This is a genomic window from Asaia sp. A2, from assembly GCF_057319415.1.
On record NZ_JBXWTO010000011.1, the window covers coordinates 47,890 to 68,774 of the forward strand.

Consider the following 20,885-nt stretch of genomic DNA (forward strand, 5'->3'; position numbering starts at 1 on the left):
TCGAGGGGAAACGCCCGGCCGGGTCAGTAGCTCATGCTGATCTGCCCGAGGAAGGATCGTCCCGCCGAAGGGGTGGCACGGTTGGAAAACAGACTCTGGTAGTTGAGCCGATTGGCAAGATTGTAACCATTCAGGGCAAGTTTCCAGTGCTGGCCGAGGCGATGCGAAATGACGGCATCAAAATCGAGATTGGCAGGCACCCGCAGTGTATTGGTCGTGTTCAGCCAGACCTGCTGGCGCCAGGTTACCCCGCCACCGAATGAAACGTTGTAAGGCGTGTTCGGAAAAGCCTCGTAGACAGACCAGAGTGTTGCCTGGTTGTGCGGTACATATTGCACCTGCTTGCCCACCGCGGCTGCGGTATCAGAGGCGAGTGTGTCGCTGTCATACAGCGCGTAGGTGGCCGAAACATTCCAGCCTCGCATGATCATGCCGCTGACAGAGAGTTCAAGGCCCTGATTGCGTTGCTTGTCGCTTGAGCCAAGCACCTCACCCGTTACCGGGTCCGCATTGATGGCGTTGTTCTTCTCCAGGCGGAAAAGTGATGCGGTAAAGCCCATGCGGTCATGGAAGGCGCTGTATTTCGCCCCGATTTCGTAGAGCGTGGCCTTTTCCGGGCTGGCGAAGGAATTTGTGCCGGGGCGAATGGGTACGGAGCCATTGGTGACATACATGCCGCTTGGCGTGGTCGATGTCGCCCATGTGAAATAGTAGGTCTGGTGCTCGTCCGGTGTGCCGACAAGACTGACATTGGGGTTAAAGACGCTGCTGACCTGATGATAATGAATGTCCGGGTTGGTCGCGACATTGCCGCCGGTCAGATTATAGCTTGTCTGCCACCGATCCCAGCGGAAGCCGCCCTTTACTGACAGCCAGTTGGTCAGCCAGATCTGATCATAGAAGAAGAGACCTGTATCAAACCCATAGCCGTTGGAATGTGATTTGGCTCCCAGCGCGCCGAGGCTGACCAGACCGGCGGGGTTCAGATCGCCCGGGACCATGAGCAGATTGCCGACATAGGGGTTCGGGTTGACCAGGGACGCATAGGGTTTGGCCTTGAGATAGGTCGATTGCGAGCGCACGTCATTGACGCGCTCGATGTCAAACCCGGTCACGATCTGATGCTTCAGGAAGCCCGTGCGGAAATCGGCGACCATCGAGCCGACATTCTGAACCGACCAGCTTGTCTGCTGATACGGCAGGGGGGCCATGTATGTGCCCGGTCCCTTGCCATTACCAGCCCCGCTGGGGCCAGAGCGCGCAACGAGCGCCGAAGCCGGATGGCCGAGGAAGTAATTATTGACGCAGGTCGTGTCGCAGGTCGCCTTGGATGCGGCAAACGTGCGATAGAACTGCCCACCGCGCAGGTCATCGAAGAACTTGATATGGTCATTGAGTTTGTAGGAGAAACGCGCCGTCTCCATATTGTCGTTGGTGGCATTCTGGTCACTGTCGGTGCCATAGAAATTGGTGCGGCGGATACCGTATTCGGTGATCGGACCACCGACCTTCGCGCCGGGCGGTGTGACGACGGGCACGCCGAAATCGGGTACCGAATTCTCCTGCTGATGCATGTATTGCAGGACCAGCGTTGCCTTGCGGCCCAGACCGAATGCAATGGAGGGGGCAATGCCCCATCGATGGGAATAGATGAAATCGCGCCCGACAATATTGTTTTCATTGCCCATGCCGGTAATGCGCAGCGCGGTGTGGTCATCGAGCTTCTTGTTTACGTCCAGAACGCCACGATAATACGACCCCGAACCACCATTGAACTCTGCGCCATAATGATCGGTCAGGGTCGGGGTCTTGGTGACCATGTTGATGGCGCCACCCGTCGTTCCATTACCGAACACTTCGGATGAGGGACCTTTGATGACGGAGATTGTCTCCAGATTGAACGCATCGCGGCTATAGACGCCAAAATCGCGCAAACCGTCCTGATAGATATCGTTTTGCGCCTGAAAACCACGGATCAGGAACTGATCGCCGTTCATGCCCCCTGCACCCTCGCCAATCGAAGAGGTCACACCCGGAACGTTGCGCAAGGCCTCATCGACCGATTTCACGTTCTGCTGCTTCATCAGCATCTGTGGCACGATATTGATCTGCTGCGGTGTGTGCAGCGCGTCCTGCGGCATGCGTGACAGACCGATCGGGTCCTTGAGTGTGTTGAACCCATTGCCCAGCACCGTGATCTGCTCGTCCGGTTTCTGCTCCGCCTTGCGTTTGTCAGCCTTGCGTTGGCGCTGCGGTTTTTTGTTCTGGCGGTCCGCCGCGCTGTCATCTGCGGCATGAGTTTGGGTCGTTCCGAGAATGATCCCGGTCAGCATCGGTAAAAGAGACAGCGATTTGCGCGAAAGGGACCGCATCGTATACGACGCTCCATTGAGTTGCGAGAGTTTCGCAACTCAATAGTGATACCGCGACTTAATCTCAATTGATTTGTTGCGAAATGTATGTAACTTTTTGCAAAATGTTGAGCATACGCCACAGTAATCTCAAAATGCCGCATCTGATCCTGCCCATTTATCGACGGATGGCGCAACGCGTGCTGTGTATCCGGTGGATACAGGGCATGATGCATAAAAGGTGTATTGCGGCGCTCAGAAGCTGCGAGCCTGCATCGCGATATGCCCGCCTGCCCGAGGCTATCAAGACAATCCGCGAGAGAGCCAGCGCGGGTCATGTGCTTGAGCAGGTGCAATGGGGACAGATATTGCGCGATAGCGTTTATATGCCCCCGCGGCCCGACCTTGCCTTCAGATGGTTCGAGGGGGCAGCCCTGACCGGGTTTGGCCCCGGTCTGAACATGCTCGGGCGATGTTACCAGTTCGGCTGGGGGTGCACGCAAGATCTGACACGCGCTGCTGCCTGTTTTGAGCAGGCGGCTCTCAAAGGCGATGCCTGGGGATGCTACAACCTGGCAATCCTGACCATGCGCGGTATGGGGGTGGCGCGGGATCTGGCGCGGGCTCTCTCGCTTTTCAGAGCCGGCGCTGAGGCCGGACATGCCAAATCCATGAATCTCTATGCTCGTTTTCTTGAAGAGGGGTGGGAGGTAACACAGGACAAGGCGCAGGCCGAGATATGGTATCAACGCTCGGCTGAGGCTGGCGATTACCGGGGGCAGCATAATTACGCGACCCTGCTCAGCGATCGGGGCGCTGATGCAGCAGCCCTCATGTGGTGGCGTAAGGCGGTCAAGGAGGCGACGTCTGATATTCTCCTCGCCATGCGGGCGCGGCTTGAAACCCGTTTGCGCGCAGCATGCGCGCCCATCGAAGCAGGGGAACACGCGTTGCTCGATGAGGTCAGGCAACGTCTTGCCGGGCTCGAACGGGCTGTCAGATTACCACTCCCTCACGAAACAGTCTCTTGATCTGCGATGGTTTTTGGGGAAGGTCGTTGGACCTTTACCCAGATTGCCTCTTGCCGGGTGATCGCTGCCGCAGGCCGGAAACAGGAGCGCGATGAGTGATGTCCGACAGCCATGTCTTCAGCAATGGGCGATTCAAGGCGCGCGTTGCTGCCCAGGGTGCCGAGCTTTGTTCACTTTGTGACGAAACGGGGCGCGAGCTCATCTGGACCGGGGGTGCCTGGCCACGCCATTCTCCCGTCCTGTTCCCGATCGTAGGGCGTCTGCGCGACAATCATGCCCTGATCGATGGTCTCGACTATACCCTTACGCAGCATGGTTTTGCCCGTGATCGCGTCTTTCGCTGGGTCGAACGCCATGAGACGGGTTGCACGCTGGTGCTTGAGGATGATCCGACAAGCCGGGCGATCTTTCCTTTCGCCTTCCGGCTCACGCTGCAATACACGCTCGATGAAGATGGCCTGCACCTTGCCTATACGCTGGGCAATCCGGACAGCCGGAGCCTTCTCCATGCGTCGCTCGGGGCTCATCCGGCCTTTATCTGGCCGCTGGTGCCGGGAACAGACAAGACAGACCATGTGCTCGAATTCGAGGCTCCCGAGCCAGAGCCTCTCGCTGTTCTTGAGGAAGGGCTGATTGCCCCGGGGGCGCGGACCAACCCGGTCAAGGATGGAATTCTGAAGCTCGATGACCGCCTGTTCGACCATGACGCGCTGATCTTCCTGCATCCGGTCAGCCGCAAGCTGCGTTTCCATGCCCGTACGGGCGAGGCGCTGGTTTTCTCTTGGCATGGTTTCGAGCAGCTCGGCATCTGGATGAAGCCGGGCTCCGATTTCCTCTGCCTCGAACCCTGGATGGGATATTCCAGCCCGGCCGATTTCGACGGGGCTTTCGAGGAAAAACCGGGATTGCTGCATCTTCAGCCCGGAGAAAGCTGGTCGGCTGGCTGGTCGGTTCGACTGGGCGCCTGATCGTCCGGGCGGCCAAACGAGGGCTTTCCGGGTGGTCCGTCACCCGCGCTGTCAGCAAGGGGCGAGAGACGAGGGTGTCATCATAACATCCCTTGCATCCTCGGTCCGGGAGTGAAACGGTAGTCGCACTTCCTGCTGCTTTCGTTTCCGAGGCCTCATGACACGTCGCTCGCTTTTCGCCCTCCCGGCACTGCTTTCCGTTGCCGCGCTGACCCTTGCCTCAAAACCTGCCCAGGCCTGGGGTCCCTATGGGCATGCCATCGTCGCTGATATCGCACAGAGCCGCCTTACGCCGCAGGCTGCCAGTGCCGTAACGCAGCTTCTTGCACTCGAGCATCACCAGAGCCTCGATCAGGTGGCCTCATGGCCCGATACGATCGGGCATGTACCGCCGGAAAAAGGCGGCCTGCCACAGACGCTACCGTGGCACTATGTCGATACCGATGCTGCCTTTGCGACTTATGACAAGGCGCGCGATTGCGGCAACGATATCTGCGTCACCGAAAAACTGCCTGAGATGGAACACGTGCTGGCAGACCCGAAGGCGACGCCCGCAGCACGTCTTGCTGCCCTGAAATGGGTGGTGCATCTGGTGGGCGATCTGCATCAGCCCCTTCATGCTGCCGAGCGAGACCATGACAAGGGCGGCAACATGGTAAAGGTCTCTTATTTCGGTCAGGACCGGAACGGCCATGAGAACCTTCATTCATTGTGGGATGAGGGGATTATGGACCATGAGCGGCATCTGGTCGTGGGGCCGCATTACACGATCGACTTTGCCAAAGCCCGTGAGGAGGCCGACCGGCTGAACAGCCAGATCACCCCTGGTCAGGCCGCATTCTGGTCCGGCGCGCTTTCTCCCGACACCATGCACAAGGCTGTTGTGCAGTGGACCGATGAAAGCCACGGTCTGGCCCGTTCCATAGCCTATGGCGCCCTGCCCGGCGGCAACAGGAAGGATCTCGGCGCGGCTTACACGGATATTGCTTTTCCGGTGATCGAGACGCGCCTGCAGCAGGCGGGGGTGAGGCTTGCAGATGTCCTGAATACGGCCCTTTCTGCGCCTGTCAGCGCGATGGGGGCCCCGTCCTCCGCAACACCCTGATCGTTTTCAGGATCGAGGCGCGTTCTGTGATGCGCCTCGACCGGGCCGTATTCGTTCCCGTCAGGCGTGTTGCGATGATGCAAAGACCTGCTGGTAGAAGGCCAGCTCGCGCTTGAAGCTGTCCTGCAGGGTTTGTTGCTGACGAAAACCGTGACCCTCACCGGGGTAGATGTGCAGGGCGGACTGCCGCCCCCGCGCCACAAGCGCATCATGCATGGCCTGGGCCTGTGCCAGAGGCACGACCTTGTCCTGGTCTCCGTGCAGAAACAGTGTGGGCGATCTGATCGTCTCGACATGGCTGATCGGTGAGCGTTGCAGATAGAGAGCGGCCTGCTCGGGGTAGGGGCCAATCAGCCGATCGAGATAGCGGGACTCGAATTTATGCGTCTCCTCTGCCAGGGCGCGCAGATCGGTCACACCGTAAAGCGAACAACCCGCAGCAAAGACATCGGACATCGCCAGCGCCATGAGAACGGTGAGCCCCCCGGCACTGCTGCCCCGTATGACGCAGCGTGCGGGATCGACCAGCCCCTGTGCGACGACATGGCGCACGGCGGCTATGCAATCCTGCACATCGACGACACCCCACTGCCCCTCAAGGGCTTCGCGGTAGGTGCGCCCGAACCCGGTCGATCCCCGGTAATTGACATCGAGCACGGCAAAGCCGCGACTGGTCCACCACTGCACCTTGAAGGAAAACGCTGTGCTGGCCCGTCCTGTGGGGCCACCATGCGCCATGACCACCAGAGGCGGCCTTTCGTTGTCAGCAAGACTGTGATGCCGGTTCGCTGGGGCATAGAAAAGTGCGTGAGACAGGATGTTGTCCCCGCCGGAAGCGTCATGGCCGACAGGGAAAGTGATCGGTCGGGCTATCGCACAATCCCGCGCATCGATGCCTGATGGAAAATCGAAAGCGCGTCTTATGATCCGTTGCGGGTGGCCAATGACGATGGCGGGGGGAGCATCGGGGGCAGTCTCGATCCAGGCAGGCTCGTCACCGAACCAGACGGGTACCTGAGCCGCATCGATATGCGGCCATGTCGTCCACATTCCATTTTCAAACAGGGCGGTACGGCTCAGACCCTCTGTAATGATTTGGGCCATGACACGCCCCTGCCCGATGGGCGACAGACTGCGCTGACCGAAAACCCAGTGCGGAAAGCCTGTCTCGCCTCCCGGATCTGGCAGATAGTCGGGGCCGACCGGTGTGTCTGTCTCATTCGGGATGAAAAAACGGCAAGGCCGCCAGCTACCCTGCGCGTCCAGACTGACCAGAAGTGTGTCAGCGCTTTCCCAGACAGGATCGACAGAGCTGCATCGTGTACCATCGCCTGCGAGTATGCTTGTTGCGCCAATATGCGGGCGCCGTGCCTGCCATGATAGCGGTGCGATGAGGAGTCTCGTGGCATCCCACGGCATATCGGGGTGCGACCAGCTTATCCATACCAGATGCCCGTTGCCGGGTGCGGGGCGCGGTGCGGCGTAGAAATCATCACCTTCGACCAGAACGATTTCGTCCTGCCTGTCGAGCCAGACAATGGCGGCGCGGGGTTCGCCTTCCCCGCGATGATCTTCCCTGACGCCGAAAACGCCGCTGCCAGTGGCATCGAAACTGAAATCCGCATAGGCGCAGCCCGCTGTGCAGGCCATGGGGGTGATGCTGCCATCAGGATGATAGAGCGAGACAGCCCCGGTCCTGCGATCGCTGAAAACGACTTTCTGGCATGCAGACACCCCATAGGCGCCGCCACCATATTCATGGACATTTGTGCCGATCTGGTAATCGATGGGGAGCAAATCCCGTGGCGTTTCGCCGCGTTTGAGGCTGACGAGGGCCGTGCGCCCCCCTTCCTGCGGTCTGCCTTCGAGCCAGTATAACCTGTCTCCTCGTGCCTGAAGCTCGGAAAGGGACACGCTACGCCCTGCAACGAGGTCGGATGACACCCAGGAAGGCCAGGAACCGGGAGGGATCGAAGATGGATTCGTCATGGAATTCAGGATAATCCGGGAGAAACCATCTGACGAGTTTTCCTGGGAGCGGCTTTCAGGCATCAAGTCTGACCTCTTTATCGCTACGCCTGCAAGGATCAGAGCCCTGCTGCATTATCTAGAACATCTGCTCAAGGAATATGGCTACGGCATCGTCGGCGTCGTCGTCATGCTCGAGAGCATGGGGCTGCCTTTACCCGCCGAGAGCCTGATTATCGGGGCGGCCCTCTATGCCGCGACCACGCATCATATTGAAATCCGATGGGTCGTCGTTGCTGCCGTGACGGGTGCCATCATGGGCGATAATCTTGGCTATCTGATCGGGCGTTCAATCGGGTTCAAGCTTCTGCAAAAGCATGGCGGCAAGGTTGGCCTGACCCATGAGCGCCTGATGCTGGGTCGCTATCTGTTCAAGCGTCATGGCGGAACCGTTGTTTTCGTCGGACGGTTCGTTGCGATCCTGCGCGTATTCGTGGCCCTGCTTGCCGGGGCGAACCATATGCCCTGGCGCTCCTTTCTCTGGCACAACGCGCTTGGCGGTGTTGTGTGGGCTGGTGGTTACGCTGTCGCAACCTATTTCCTCGGTAAGGAAATCTTCAGTCTTTCAGGTCCGCTGGCCATTGGTATCGGCGCACTCGTCGTGATTTTTCTCGGCGTCTGTCTGTATTTCCTCAAGAAAAATGAAAAGCGTCTGACCGATGAGGCCCTAAAGGAGGCCGAGGCCGAAGAACACGCGGGAAAGGCCAGGGCATGAGAGACGCTTATCCCTCCTGCCGGGGCAAAACGGTAATTGTCACAGGTGCAACAGGCGGACTTGGCCTTGCGACGGCGCTTGGCCTGGCCCGCACTGGTGCCGACGTGATCGTGACAGGGCGCAATGCTGAAAAGGGACGAGCGGCCCTGGCGACGATCCAGGCGGCTCTTCCCGGTGCCATCCTGCGGTTTGAGGGGCTCGACCTTGCCTCCCTGGCATCCATTGCACGCTTTGTCGAGCGTATGGCCGACCAGCCTGTGCATGTGCTCATCAACAATGCCGGTGTCATGGCACCTGCGCAACGACGCGCTACACAGGACGGATTCGAACTCCAGTTCGGCACCAACCATCTTGGGCACTTTGCGCTGACCGGCCGGCTTCTGCCTTCGCTCATTGCCGGTCAGGCCCATATTGTCACGGTGGCGTCTCTCGCTGCATGGCGGGGCGATATTCCACTCGATGATCTGAACGCCGCTGGGCGTTATCGCCGCTTCGACCGGTACAGCCAGAGCAAGCTGGCCAATCTGATGTTCAGCCTTGAGCTCAACCGGCGTGCTCACGAGGCGGGGGCGCCTTTGCATGTTCGCACCGCTCATCCTGGCTGGTCCACCAGCTCCATCATTTCCAACAGCGCCGCGCTGAGTGCGGCGCAGACGCCCATTTCACGCCTGCTGGCTTATGGGCAGGATCGTGCCGGCAACGCCCTGTTCCGCCTGCTTGGGCAGGATGTCACTGCGGGCGCCGAGCCCATTCTCCATGCGGCCCTGTCTCCCAAGGCGCGTGATGGGGGCTATTACGGGCCGCTCGGTCGTGGGGAACGACGCGGGCCACCGGGGCCTGCCGTTATCCCGCCCAGAGCCACGGGGCTTCCCCTTGCGTCCAAGCTCTGGCAGGCTTCCGAGAATATGACCGGAGTCCGGTATGACTGGGAGGTTGTCCGATGAGCATGACCCTGTCCGTATTCAAGGAAAGCCTGCAAGACGGTATTCCGCCCGATCCTGTGTCACCCGCGCTGCTTGCGCTGTGGTGGGCCAAACGGGAGGACTGGGCGGCCGCCCATGAGATCGTGCAGGCCAATGAGCGTGACCCGGAATGTAACTGGGTTCATGGCTGGCTTCATCGCGTCGAAGATGACACTGACAATGCCCGCTACTGGTACCGGCGCGCCGGTCACGCGATGGGCCATGGTGATCTGATGGAAGAATGGCAGGCTATCGTCATTCGTCTGCTGAGCGGTTCGGGCTACTAGAGCCCAGTCAGAGCCGTCCTGACAGGAGGCGCTGCCCCATGCCCCGCCGAAGGACAGTCGTCCTTCGCAAATCTGGTTAAGAGCCGAAGCGGGGCTCGAAGGGAAAATTCCCTCCGCGGGTGCAGGGCAGAGCTCTGCATACCCCGGACATACAGATGTCTGTCCGGGGACGCTGATCAGCCTTCCTGCTTGGGCAGGTTCTCAGCGATATAGGGCGGCAGGTTGAAGCTGCCGACATGGATTTCCGGGGTCCAGTAACGTGTCGTGCCCAGAATACCTGCGGCCTCTGCGCGGGTACGCACGTCTTCGACGGTCTGCTTTGTCGGGTTCACGCCCTTGGCAGCAACGCCAAGCGTCATGAAACCACCGACATAAGTCGGCACGGCGGCAACATAGGCCGAGACATGCGGGAAGAAGCTGGCACGGCGCAGGCTGGTTTCACGCAGTTCATCCGCCTGCATGAACGGTACGCCGCACTGGTTCACGATCAGACCCTGAGCGGAGAGGATGCGGGCGCAATCCTTGTAGAAGGCATCGGTGAAGAGCACTTCGCCCACGCCGATCGGATCGGTCGAGTCGACGATGATGACATCGAACGAGCCGTCCGCTGCCTTGGCGACATAGTCGATACCATCGCCGACGATGACATCGGCGCGCGGGTCATTCCAGGCGTCGCCAGCGATATTGGGGAGATGCTGCTTGGAAAGCTCGATAACCGCCCCGTCGATCTCGACCATGACGGCCTTTTCAACGGTCTTGTGCTGAAGCACGCGCCGGAGCACGCCACCATCGCCTGCGCCGATGATCAGCACGCGCTTGGCATCGGGGTGGGTCAGAAGCGGGACATGCGTGAGCATTTCCTGATAGACGAATTCATCGCGCTCGGTGATCTGGATGACGCCATCGAGAACGAGCACGCGGCCGTGGAAGTCGCTTTCAAAGACGACGATGTCCTGAAAGTCGCTCTTGACGCGTGCGAGCTCGCGCGTGACGCGAAAACGCTGGCCCCAGTCGGGGTAGAGGGTTTCGTTGATCCAGGATTCAGACATGAGGCGGTCTCTCCCAATTTTATCAAAAAAAAGGCCGGGCAACGGGCCCGGCCTTGTCTGCTTTTGAGCGCAGCGTAACGCGCTCAGCCTGCAGGCGAGATCTTTTCACGACCACGACGCACTTCGTCAGAGACGACGCGACCGGCCTGGAAAAGACGCTGCATGACCGGAATCGTCAGATTCGGGTCGCAGGCGCCGCACATGAACACGTCAACGGCGGCAAAATTGCGCTCGGGCCATGTGTGGATCGAGATGTGGCTTTCGGCCAGCACGATCACGCCCGACACGCCGCCATTGGGCGTGAAGTGATGGAAGTGGCTGTGCAGGATTGTTGCCCCTGCGGTAACCGCTGCCTCGCAAAGCGTGGCGTCGATCGCTGCGGGATCGTCCAGATTCGTGGCGTCCCAGAAATCGATCAGCAGGTGATGACCGGCGAAGCGTTCACCATCACGCTCAATGAAGTAATCCTTGCACACCTCTTCATGAGATGTGTTCGATGTGACAGTCTGGTTATCTCTCGGGAGTCCCGATACCATCCCCAGTTGAGCAAGTGCGTTCATCACGTACCTCTAAACCAGTAGACAGCCTGTTGGGCAACATGCCCCCTTGGGCCAAGGCCGCCCGATTAAAGGTCATGCCCCCCGGATGCAAGGACTTTCTGTCCGATTCATCCGATTTTCTTCATAGTGTTACTTGACCCGGCCAAGGCCGTGTCGCAGCGACAAGACGCAGGGCGGTTGTCTGCCCTGTAAGTCGGGAGATGGCTTCAGGCCGTTGTCACGACCTGAAATGCCCCGATGAAATGCCAGTCCTGAATCAGGGGCGAGCAGGCCTCATTGAGGGCTGCAAAGGCATCGGGATGGTCTTTCTGGAAATCCAGATAGGCCCTGTGCGACGTCCATTCATCAATAGCGATATAGTCGCCTGGCTTGTCGAGATCGGCAATGAGGCGCGTGCCGAGATAGTCGCGGACATTGCGGTAGAGCCGTACCCACGGGCCTTCCGGCCCGTAAGTGGATTCGAACAACGCGGTCTGGCTTGGCACGACGCTGAACGCCCTGACGATCTCGCAGGTCACGTCCTTCAGTCCCTGGTAGCGATGGATCTGCCTTTCGACCCGAGATCGGCAAATGCCTCCTCCAGACGGTCGACGATGCTCTTTTCACCAACGCGCAGCCATTTGCGCGGGTCGTAGAACTTCTTGTAGGGGGCGTCGGTCTCGGGGTCGATCTGGTGCAGGAAGGCCTTGGAGTGATCGAGCACGTATTGGCCAATGCCATTGGCAAACGCAAACTGCACATCGGTGTCGATGTTCATCTTGAACACACCATAGGACACGGCAGCCGTGATCTTGTCCTTTTCCGAACCCGATCCGCCATGAAAGACGAGCGCGAGCGGCTTGGGGCCAAGGCCGGTTTTTTCAGCGACGTGCTCCTGTGAATGGAGCAGGATCTCGGGCCGAAGCTGCACGTTGCCGGGCTTGTAGACACCATGCACATTGCCGAAGGACGCCGCCACCGTGACGTGACCGAGCGGCGAGAGACGGTTCCAGGCGGTCAGGACGTCCTCGGGCTGCGTATAGAGATGGGCATTGTCCTCATGATCTTCGAGATCATGGCCCACACCGTCTTCTTCACCACCCGTGACACCCAGTTCGATTTCCAGGCTGATCCCGAGCTTGGCCATGCGGGGCAGAAGGCGCGCACATTCGGCCAGGTTGTCCTCAAGCGGCTCTGCGGAGAGGTCGATCATATGCGAGGAGAAAAGAGGCGGGCGTCCGGCGGCAACCTCAGCCTCACTCAGATCGAGCAGACCTTCCACCCAGGGGATGAGCTTGCGATCGGCGTGGTCTGTGTGAAGGATCACGCAGATGCCGTATTCCTTGGCCAGCAGATGGACGTGGCGGGCCATCGAGGCAGCGCCCAGCACGCGGGCCCTGTGCTGATCAGCCAGACCCTCGCCGGCGTAGAAACGTGCACCGCCATTGGAGCACTGAACGATGACATCGGAATTGTTTTTCGCTGCGGCTTCGAGCACGGCATTGACGCTGTCGGTGCCCACGACGTTGACGGCGGGAAGGGCGTATCCGCCCTCCTTGCAGGCCTCAATCAGGGTGAGATAGTCATCACCTGTGACAACTCCCGGGGGCAGGGCTCGGCTGGGGCGCGACGCATTCGGGTTTGTAGGGGTCATAAGGATCTCATGTCTCTGATAACGGGTCGTCTCAACCAATTTATCGCGATCCGCAGGCGCAATGCCTAGACCTTTCATGGACACATTGAAGTCATTCTCGTTGCAGTTCTGAAGGATTGGCGCGCATCGGGCAGTTTTGGCTTGCGCTGATCGACCCGTTCGGTCAGTTCTGTGGGTCTGCCGCCGGGCTACCCCCACATCTGGTGCGTTATTCGTCCGGCATCAGGCCAACATCTCACACGGATGGACCGGTTGAACAAGAACGACACTATCGCCTCGCCCGACAACGAAGACCCTGCCCGGGACAGCGCGGCCTGCAATGCCAAGCGTCGCCAGATTCTCGATGGGGCCGAGGCGATCTTTCTCGAATCCGGCTATGAGGGGGCATCGATGTCCCAGATCGCCTGTCGCGCGGGTGTATCAAAAGGGACGCTCTACAATCATTTCGAGAACAAGGCAGCGCTGTTTGGCGCTGTCATTGAGGATCTGAGCCGGGGTAAACTCGCGCCCGCCATTTGTCAGAGTCACCTGACGGCCATGACGTGTGAAGAATCAGCCACCAAGCTGGCCGAGCGTTTCATCACCGTGCTTCTGCAACCCGGACCGTTGCGTCTCTATCGTATCATTGTGTCCGAAGCGCCGCATTTTCCGGTTCTGGCCGATACATTCTGGCGTCACGGCTTCGGACGCACGCTCAAGACCATGACGGAATGGATCGAACACTGGATCGAGAGGGGGGATATCGTGACGGATGACCCGCTTTTTGCAGCCGAGCAGTTCATGGCGCTGTGTCAGACACGCCTTGTCCAGCGCAAGCGTTTCGAACTGCCGATTGACTGCAGCGCCGAGCAGATCCATGCGGTGGCACAACGTATTGGTAAGGCATTCATGGCAATCAACGGCCGCCCGACCTAAACGAGGACCTTACGACATCTCTCTGGTCAGGCAGGCCAATCCCGCTGCACTGCCGATCGAGCGAGGGTGATTGTAGGAAAATGAGGGGTGGGCGTATAGCGTGCAGGTAAAATCGCTCTAGAAAAGCCCTCTCTACATGCACCTGTCATTTGCCCGTATTGCCTCGTTTTCCGGTCTCGCGATAACAGCATGTCTTGTGACCACACCGGGGCTTGCGAATGTGCCTGTTGAACCTGCGCAGATTATCGCCCGTTTCCCCCATGATCCGTCAGCCTTCACAGAGGGTCTGTTCTATCGCGACGGTGCGCTGTTCGAGAGTACGGGGCTTTCGGGACATTCGGTCATACGGCGGGCTGACTTGCAGTCGGGCAAAACCCTGACACAGACCAATGTGCCGGACGGGCATTTTGGTGAGGGGATCGTTGACTGGAAGGACCGGTTGATCAGTGTCACATGGCGCAGCGGCAATGGTTACGTCTGGAATTTCCCTTCACTGACGCTGAAGGGGCGATTTCATTATGCCGGGGAGGGCTGGGGCCTGACACATGATGACAAGACCCTGATTCTCTCCGACGGAACGCCCTGTCTCAAGCGTCTTGACCCTGTATCATTACATGTCATCAGCAAGATCTGCGTAACGGCTGACGGTATTCCAGTAAAAAGATTGAACGAGCTTGAATATATTCATGGAGAAATATGGGCCAATATATGGATGACGCCTGAAATAGCCAGAATCGATCCCGTAACAGGTCAAGTGAAGTCATGGGTTGATCTGACAAACTTGGAAGAAGAGATTGGGCTCGATGATCCGGATGCTGTCCCGAATGGCATAGCCTATGATCATGAAAATAACAGATTATTCGTCACGGGAAAATATTGGCCAACGATTTACCAGATAAAATTTCCTGACTATACACACTGATTTTATATAAAATCAGAACTGCACATGTCTTGATTACATAGATTTGACTAGAAAATAAAGATATATGTTTATTCGTATGTGAATAACGCTATGAGATGCTCTTGTGCCTCCCTTGTGGAGCAATGAAAAACTCAAAAACGAACGAGAAGCCCTTCCAAGTCCAAGGCACCGTTCAGAGAACATGGAGCGGCATGTGGCATATTCGGATAAAGACTGGCCCCAGGGTACCCAAACGCTGGGGCGTGGCCTGTCAATCATCCTGGCCGTCAGGGCCGGCGTCGATACGCTTTCCGAGCTGGCGCTGGAAATCGGATGCACACGCAGCACCACACAGCGTCTCACCGCAGCTCTGTTACAACAGGGCTGGCTACGGCTGAAATCCATGGGACGTTACGGTCTCGGCGAAAAGCTCACATCGCTCACCAGTCAGGCGCAGGCTGCTACGCCGCTTCTGAATCTGGCTACTCCGCTGCTGCACAACCTCAGCGAGACGACAGGTCGGATGGTCCATCTCGGTGTGCGGGCAGACAATGCCGTGATCTATCTGCTGCGCCTGGAGGGGCTCAACCCGCTTGCCGTGCGCAGTAGTATCGGACAGCATCTTCCTCTGGCCCGCACCGGAACAGGCCGCGCGCTGATACTGGATGAGTCTGAAAGCGAATGGGCGCGCCTGTACCGCACCAGCTATCGCCATATGCCCGCCGGACTACAGAGCTGGATCAATCGCATGCGCTTTTACAGATCAACCGATTGCGTGTTCGATCTGGAAGATGACGAGATTGGGATCCATTGTGTTGCCTCGCCTGTGCGTGATGCTTCGGGTTGTATCGTGGCGTCGGTCAGTGTCACGGGTGGCGCAGGCGACATGCCTCTCCTGCGCATGAAGGCGCTGGCCCCTCAGGTGCGTCAGACCGCGTCATTGTTGTCAGCCAGGCTGGGCTGGCAGGAACTCAGTGACGTTGCGGACTAGGTCGGAGTTGGGCCGGATTGCCATAACCGACCCGGGTCAGGGCCGAAAGCCCCTGAGCGGGATCGGTACAGATGGCAGCCCGGCGGTCAGAATGCTTGCGAACAAGCGGTAAAGCGCAAATCGTGCGCCTTTAGAAACTGCCATGCAGTGAGGCAAAAACCAGTCGGTTGAGCATTGGCACGACAAGATACTGAAGCCCCAGCAGGACGGCGAGCGGGCTCAGATCAAGGGCTCCGAATTGCGGCAGGATCGAGCGCACGGGGTTCAGCACTGGCTCGACAATGCGACCAAGGAAAATCACGACATTGTAAACGAAGCGGTTGCCTGGATCGAGAATCCGGAAACCCACCAGCATGCTCATCACGCAGTATAGCAGCAGCGCCCATGTGAAGAGCTGAATCAGCATCATGATGATGTTGTAAACGGTGATGATCAGCAAATCCGGTCTCTTTGAAAAACGATGGAATGCCTAGCTTAGCGTTTGGCAGGGCCATGAGACAACATGTGAGCTGCGCAAGCGCTCTGGCCGGTGGCGGGAGCGACCATAAAGCAGGCGAATCTTGACTTTGGGACAGGACCGTGTAGCTTCCGACGCGTTCCGTGGGGCTGTAGCTCAGATGGGAGAGCGCCTCGTTCGCAATGAGGAGGTCAGGGGTTCGATTCCCCTCAGCTCCACCACGGAACACTCCCCGACTTTCGATATGTCCCGATGTGCACCGGGTTAACGTACCCAGACCTGTCCGGCGCTGAACGAGATCCAGATATCATGCTGGGCAAACCAGTCGGCCCCGAGCAGCATGTCGGCATTGTCTCGCATGTCGGACACGGTCAGTACCGGGTCTTTCCACACTGGATTGCCGGTACCGGGCTTTTCTTCCTGCAAATGCAGTTCGTGAAAATGATGCCAGTGATACCAGCGTGCATTGAGATCCACGCCGCTTGTCACGCCGCCCTGATCCCGGCGCAGGATATCGTCACTGATGCCCATGGCGTTGGCAAAGCGGCGTGAGAGTATGTGAGAGCGCGCGCCGCTATCGAGCAAGGCAAGCCCCTCATGACCGTCCAGCGTGAAGGACAGCGCCAGACGGGCCCCTTCGCGCCTGGCCCGCAAGGTCGTGTAACCGACAGGCCATGAAGGCGCGATGGGGCAGCGTGCGTCGCGTGAGGGTGAACGCCATAGCGTAAGGCGTTTTTGCGGTACATTGAACTCGACATCCATTCCACGCAGCAGATCGACGCCCATAAGACCGGCAATCGGGGGTGACAGGACCGGAAGCCCCGGCAGGGCGCCGAGGGGTATCGAGCGCGAGCCAAGAGGGAGCAGCCCGATGGACAGAGCGCGTATCATCATGTTCGGGGCGAGCTGACCACGCCCGTTTGGCCCCTGTATGACGGTCAGATGTGCCGGATCGGCTGCGAGCTTGAGTGCCGAGGCGGCCTCTGGCGTGATCAGGCTGCCTTCAGAGCCCGTATCGACAATGAATCGCGCCTGACGTCCATCGAGCACAACAGGGGCGTTCAGGAACAGCCCGTCATTATGGAGCGGAATGTCGGCAATACGTTCGGGCTTGCAGGGGTCAGCATGGGCGCGCGACAGGCCTGAGCCCGCCAGCATGATGGCGAGGAGAAAGGCAAGAGGGCGCAGCATTATTGTTATTTCCTTGCGCGTGGATGGGCCTGCCAGACGGCAAGGAGGTGGCGTTCATCGGCCAGCGTATAGGCCTGCGTCGTAGAAAGGCTGGCGTGACCCAGGAGTTCCTGGATGGCGCGCAGATCCGCACCGCCCTCCAGCAGATGGGTGGCGAAGGAGTGACGCAGAGCATGAGGGGTGGCGCTGTTATCCAGACCGCTCTGCTCGCGCCAAACCTGCATGACACGGCGCGCCACGGCGGGTTGCAGACGCTTGCCGCGTAACCCCACGAAGAGCGGCGCCTCCGGGGCCGGGGAGGGGTGCTGGCTGCGCCACCGGGCCAGTGCCTTGAGGACATTTGGCAGAAGCGGCACAAGTCGCTCCCTGCCGCCCTTGCCGGTAACGCGCAATCCGGACTCTGCAGCGCGGTCGCAGTCACGCAGATTGAGCGACAGGGCTTCGCCAATACGCAGGCCCGCGCCATAAAGCAGAGTGAACAGGGCCTCGTCACGCACGGCGCAAAGCGGGTGCTGCTCAAGGGCTGCAATATCGGAGGCTGCACTGCGCGCCATGTCGCGTGAGAGCGGGCGCGGCAGACGCTTGCGTGTCTTTGGCGCCTTGAGCTGGCGCAGGGCGCTGGCGCTGATTCCGTGCCTGATATGGAGATAGTGATAGAATGACCGTAATGCCGAGACCCGTCTGGCGCGCGAGCGGGCGCGACCATCAGGCGTGCCTTTTCCGCTCTCGGCCCGGTTCGTGTCATAGGCCAGCCATGCCCTGAAATCGCTCGTGCGCAAGGAAGCAAAGGCGGAGAGATCGGGCTCCTGCCCCAGATGCTCGCCCAGAAATGCCAGGGCGGTCGCGACATCGTTGCGATAGGCCAGAACAGTGTTGGGGCGCGCCCGCTTTTCATGGGTCAGCCAGTCGAGCCATGAATCGAGACATTCATGCATCAGCATGACGGCGGACCTCGTCTCGGCTAAGAGGGCAGGGCAGAAGGGGGCGCTTGGGCAGCATGACAGAACTGAGCTTAGTGAAGCTGAAGGCAGATGGCGAGAGAGCTGTGCGCATCAGCGTTCTGCTGCCGCTGCCTTTTCCCACAGCCCTTGATTATCTCGCCCCTGAAGGCGCGGTTATGCCGGGTGACCTGGTCAGTGTGCCGCTCGGGCGACGTCAGGAGACCGGCTGCGTATGGGACACGCAAAGCGACGTTCCCGCCGATTTTGCACCCGCCGTGGCACGCCCCATTGCGCTCACACGCCTCAAGCCGGTGCTGGGGCGGCTCGATATGCCTGCCATACCGGGTGATCTCAGGCGGTTTATCGATTGGCTGGCTGCTTATACCCTGACGCCGCCCGGCCTTGTGCTTGCCATGGCCATTCGTGCCCGTCACACCATGCCCACAAAGGTTCAGCTTGGCTGGGTCAGGGGGCAGGCTGACCCGGCAGGGTTGCGCATGACGCTTGCGCGCCAGTCGGTGCTGGAGGCCGTTGGTGACGTTCCCCTCTCCACGGCAAGCCTGACGGAAAAGACCGGCGTCTCGTCGTCTGTCCTGCGGGGACTGGCGGCAGCCGGATTGCTGCGGGAGGTCCCTCTTGTTTCGGCACCGTTATTTGCCACGCCAGACCCTGCTTTTCATCCTTCCCATCTTTCAGACGAACAGCAGGCGGCCGCGCATGTACTGGCCAGTGCCGTGCAGGGGAACAGCTTTGGCGTCACGCTGCTTGAGGGGGTGACCGGCTCGGGCAAGACCGAAGTCTATTTCGAGGCCATTGCCGCCTGTCTTGCGGCCAACCGGCAATGTCTCGTGCTGCTGCCCGAAATTGCGCTTTCCACGCAGTGGACAGATCGCTTCGCCAGACGCTTTGGTGTGCAACCTGCGCTCTGGCATTCCGAACTGGGCGGCAAGAAACGCCGCGAGACATGGCATGCCATTGCCAAAGGTCAGGCCCCGGTTGTGGTGGGCGCACGATCGGCCCTGTTTCTGCCCTTCCCCGATCTCGGTCTGATTGTGGTGGATGAGGAACACGAGACAGCGTTCAAGCAGGAAGAGGGTGTAACCTATCACGGGCGCGATATGACCATTGTCCGGGCGCGCCTGTCAGATGTGCCGGCCATTCTTGTTTCTGCCACGCCTAGTCTCGAGACGCTCACCAATGTGGAACACGGGCGCTACCAGCACGTGGTGCTGCATAGCCGCCACGGCAACGCCACGTTGCCCGATGTGCGCCTTGTCGATATGCGCCGGGCGCCGCCCGAGCGCGGCCAGTTTCTGTCGCCAGCCCTGACAGACGCCATCAGCGCGACCTTTGCGCGTGAGGAACAGGCCATGCTGTTCCTCAACCGTCGTGGCTATGCGCCCCTCACCCTGTGCCGTGCCTGCGGTCACCGTATGGAATGTCCCAATTGCTCGGCCTGGCTGGTCGAGCATCGGGCCCGGCAGATCCTGACCTGCCACCATTGCGGGCATCATGAGCCCCTGCCCGATACCTGCCCGTCCTGCGCTGCCGAATCCAGCCTCGTGGCCGTCGGGCCGGGTATCGAGCGCGTGCATGAGGAAGCACGGCTGCATTTTCCTGAGGCGCGTATTCTGGTCATGGCCTCCGATACGCTGGGCTCGCCGTCAGCGACGGCCGACGCAGTCAGGCGCATCAGCGATCGCGAGATCGACCTTGTGATCGGCACCCAGATTGTTGCCAAGGGCTGGCATTTCCCTGACCTCACTCTTGTGGGTGTGGTTGATGCCGATCTTGGTCTTGGCGGTGGCGACCTGCGTGCCGCCGAGCGCACGGTCCAGCTTCTGCATCAGGTGGCGGGTCGCGCTGGCCGTGCGGAAAAGCCCGGAACGGTTCTGCTTCAGAGCTATCTGGGGGATCATCCCGTCATGAAGGCGCTCGTCTCGAACGATTATCTCGCGTTCATGGAGCAGGAATCAGCGCAGCGAAAGCCCGGTTTCTGGCCGCCCTACGGGCGTCTCGCTGCAGTCATAGTCAGTGCGGATTCAGCCGAGGCCGCTGATAAGGTCGCCAATCTGCTGGGCGGACGTGCCCCGGAAGGCGCCGGTATCCAGGTGCTTGGCCCTGCACCGGCCCCTCTCGCGATTCTGCGGGGGCGCCATCGGCGTCGCCTTCTGCTGCGTACCCGTCGCAATGTGGCGGTTCAGCCCATCCTGCGGGCATGGCTCGACGGCGTGAAACTGACGAGCCATGAGCGTATCGATATTGATATCGACCCGATTTCCTTTCTCTAGAAAGGAAGCGTTTCACCGGACTTATTGGCATTGGGGCGCTGCCCCAAACCCCGCTAAAGGACAATCGTCCTTTGGAAACCTGCTTACTTTGAAGCGGGAATTGAAGGGGTGTGCCCCTTCAGGGGTGCAGGGCAGCGCCCTGCAGGGACCGGGGACCCCCTGTATCGCCCTCGCCCGGTGAGGAGCCTTGTCATCCCCGGGCGAGTGAAGAAGTGAAAATCAGGCGGACTTGTCTTCGCGCTTGGGCTTGATGGCCTTGACGACGAAAGTCACGATGGCGATCACGGCGAGGAGATGCTGCAGATGGGGACGCAGCTTCTTGGGGCCGAACATGCTGAGAAAGGTCAGGCCACCCAGGATGGCTTCCTTGGTCTGCGGCTTGGCCGAGCCGCACATCTTGCTGATGCAGCAGCCCTTCTTATGGGCCTCGGGGGCCGTCAGTTCGGTAACCTGAGCCTTGTTCTTCTTGAACATGATGTTCTCCTTTGACTTCGACATCTCATCAAACT

General features: G+C 59.6%; 20 protein-coding genes and 1 tRNA gene. 11 read left to right on the forward strand and 10 right to left on the reverse strand.

Annotated features, from left to right (window positions below):
* Nucleotides 1–23 precede the first annotated feature (23 nt).
* Nucleotides 24–2,372: a TonB-dependent receptor gene (locus ACWNRM_RS10625; RefSeq protein ID WP_485170759.1), complete on the reverse strand. Its 2,349-nt coding sequence runs from the start codon at nt 2,370–2,372 to the stop codon at nt 24–26.
* 206 nt (nt 2,373–2,578) lie between these two features.
* On the opposite strand from ACWNRM_RS10625, the gene ACWNRM_RS10630 reads away from it, so the two are divergent.
* From ACWNRM_RS10630 to ACWNRM_RS10640, 3 genes are all read left to right on the forward strand, one after another.
* Nucleotides 2,579–3,382, forward strand: a complete 804-nt coding sequence (locus ACWNRM_RS10630; RefSeq protein WP_485170760.1) for a tetratricopeptide repeat protein — start codon at nt 2,579–2,581, stop codon at nt 3,380–3,382.
* Between the two features lie 98 nt (nt 3,383–3,480).
* Nucleotides 3,481–4,350, forward strand: a complete 870-nt coding sequence (locus ACWNRM_RS10635) for an aldose 1-epimerase family protein (protein ID WP_485170761.1) — start codon at nt 3,481–3,483, stop codon at nt 4,348–4,350.
* 157 nt (nt 4,351–4,507) lie between these two features.
* Nucleotides 4,508–5,455: a S1/P1 nuclease gene (locus tag ACWNRM_RS10640; RefSeq protein ID WP_485170762.1), complete on the forward strand. Its 948-nt coding sequence runs from the start codon at nt 4,508–4,510 to the stop codon at nt 5,453–5,455.
* A gap of 60 nt (nt 5,456–5,515) precedes the next feature.
* On the opposite strand, the gene ACWNRM_RS10645 is transcribed toward ACWNRM_RS10640, so the two are convergent.
* A complete protein-coding gene (locus ACWNRM_RS10645) occupies nt 5,516–7,444 on the reverse strand; it encodes an alpha/beta hydrolase family protein (RefSeq protein WP_485170763.1) in 1,929 nt (642 codons plus the stop codon).
* 169 nt (nt 7,445–7,613) lie between these two features.
* Here ACWNRM_RS10645 and ACWNRM_RS10650 point away from each other — a divergent pair, with 169 nt between their 5' ends.
* Genes ACWNRM_RS10650 through ACWNRM_RS10660 form a run of 3 tightly spaced genes read left to right on the forward strand, consistent with a single transcriptional unit; the run spans nt 7,614 to nt 9,447 of the window.
* Nucleotides 7,614–8,198 (forward strand): DedA family protein, encoded by a 585-nt coding sequence (locus tag ACWNRM_RS10650; RefSeq protein ID WP_485170812.1) that lies wholly within the window; start codon nt 7,614–7,616, stop codon nt 8,196–8,198.
* Nucleotides 8,195–9,142, forward strand: coding sequence for an SDR family oxidoreductase (locus ACWNRM_RS10655; protein ID WP_485170764.1), 948 nt, complete (start codon nt 8,195–8,197; stop codon nt 9,140–9,142). Before ACWNRM_RS10650 ends, ACWNRM_RS10655 begins: the two co-directional genes overlap by 4 nt.
* Nucleotides 9,139–9,447 carry a hypothetical protein gene (locus ACWNRM_RS10660; RefSeq protein WP_485170765.1) on the forward strand — a complete coding sequence of 103 codons (309 nt, stop codon included), beginning with the start codon at nt 9,139–9,141 and terminating at the stop codon, nt 9,445–9,447. The genes ACWNRM_RS10655 and ACWNRM_RS10660 overlap by 4 nt, the downstream gene beginning before the upstream one ends.
* A 176-nt stretch (nt 9,448–9,623) precedes the next feature.
* Here the strand turns inward: ACWNRM_RS10660 and speE are convergent, their stop codons facing one another.
* From speE to fbaA, 4 genes are all read right to left on the reverse strand, one after another.
* The gene (gene speE, locus ACWNRM_RS10665; RefSeq protein WP_122038487.1) at nt 9,624–10,496 is read right to left on the reverse strand and encodes a polyamine aminopropyltransferase; all 873 of its coding nucleotides are present in this window, start codon (nt 10,494–10,496) and stop codon (nt 9,624–9,626) included.
* A gap of 83 nt (nt 10,497–10,579) precedes the next feature.
* Nucleotides 10,580–11,056, reverse strand: coding sequence for an adenosylmethionine decarboxylase (speD, locus tag ACWNRM_RS10670; protein WP_023978244.1), 477 nt, complete (start codon nt 11,054–11,056; stop codon nt 10,580–10,582).
* Nucleotides 11,057–11,262: 206 nt separating this feature from the next.
* Entirely contained in the window at nt 11,263–11,574 is a 312-nt protein-coding gene (locus tag ACWNRM_RS10675) for a hypothetical protein (protein ID WP_062165544.1), read from the reverse strand.
* Nucleotides 11,575–11,579: 5 nt separating this feature from the next.
* Nucleotides 11,580–12,689: a class II fructose-bisphosphate aldolase gene (gene fbaA, locus ACWNRM_RS10680; protein WP_485170766.1), complete on the reverse strand. Its 1,110-nt coding sequence runs from the start codon at nt 12,687–12,689 to the stop codon at nt 11,580–11,582.
* Nucleotides 12,690–12,941: 252 nt separating this feature from the next.
* Between fbaA and ACWNRM_RS10685 the strand changes: the two genes are divergently transcribed.
* The 3 genes from ACWNRM_RS10685 (at nt 12,942) to ACWNRM_RS10695 (ending at nt 15,496) form a co-directional block, all read left to right on the forward strand.
* Complete coding sequence (locus tag ACWNRM_RS10685; protein ID WP_485172210.1) at nt 12,942–13,604, forward strand: TetR/AcrR family transcriptional regulator C-terminal domain-containing protein; 663 nt, start codon at nt 12,942–12,944, stop codon at nt 13,602–13,604.
* Between the two features lie 136 nt (nt 13,605–13,740).
* On the forward strand, nt 13,741–14,526 hold the full coding sequence (locus tag ACWNRM_RS10690; protein WP_485170768.1) for a glutaminyl-peptide cyclotransferase: 786 nt from the start codon (nt 13,741–13,743) through the stop codon (nt 14,524–14,526).
* 193 nt (nt 14,527–14,719) lie between these two features.
* Nucleotides 14,720–15,496 carry an IclR family transcriptional regulator gene (locus ACWNRM_RS10695; RefSeq protein WP_485170769.1) on the forward strand — a complete coding sequence of 259 codons (777 nt, stop codon included), beginning with the start codon at nt 14,720–14,722 and terminating at the stop codon, nt 15,494–15,496.
* A 130-nt stretch (nt 15,497–15,626) separates the two neighbouring features.
* On the opposite strand, the gene ACWNRM_RS10700 is transcribed toward ACWNRM_RS10695, so the two are convergent.
* A complete protein-coding gene (locus ACWNRM_RS10700; RefSeq protein ID WP_485170770.1) occupies nt 15,627–15,935 on the reverse strand; it encodes a YggT family protein in 309 nt (102 codons plus the stop codon).
* Between the two features lie 163 nt (nt 15,936–16,098).
* Between ACWNRM_RS10700 and ACWNRM_RS10705 the strand changes: the two genes are divergently transcribed.
* Nucleotides 16,099–16,174 (forward strand) — tRNA-Ala (locus tag ACWNRM_RS10705).
* Between the two features lie 43 nt (nt 16,175–16,217).
* Here the strand turns inward: ACWNRM_RS10705 and ACWNRM_RS10710 are convergent.
* Complete coding sequence (locus ACWNRM_RS10710; RefSeq protein ID WP_485170771.1) at nt 16,218–17,144, reverse strand: retroviral-like aspartic protease family protein; 927 nt, start codon at nt 17,142–17,144, stop codon at nt 16,218–16,220.
* Between the two features lie 5 nt (nt 17,145–17,149).
* The gene (locus ACWNRM_RS10715; protein ID WP_485170772.1) at nt 17,150–18,085 is read right to left on the reverse strand and encodes a tyrosine recombinase XerC; all 936 of its coding nucleotides are present in this window, start codon (nt 18,083–18,085) and stop codon (nt 17,150–17,152) included.
* A gap of 56 nt (nt 18,086–18,141) precedes the next feature.
* On the opposite strand from ACWNRM_RS10715, the gene ACWNRM_RS10720 reads away from it, so the two are divergent.
* Complete coding sequence (locus tag ACWNRM_RS10720; protein WP_485170773.1) at nt 18,142–20,376, forward strand: primosomal protein N'; 2,235 nt, start codon at nt 18,142–18,144, stop codon at nt 20,374–20,376.
* A gap of 219 nt (nt 20,377–20,595) precedes the next feature.
* On the opposite strand, the gene ACWNRM_RS10725 is transcribed toward ACWNRM_RS10720, so the two are convergent.
* Nucleotides 20,596–20,850, reverse strand: coding sequence for a hypothetical protein (locus ACWNRM_RS10725; RefSeq protein ID WP_485170774.1), 255 nt, complete (start codon nt 20,848–20,850; stop codon nt 20,596–20,598).
* Nucleotides 20,851–20,885 lie beyond the last annotated feature (35 nt).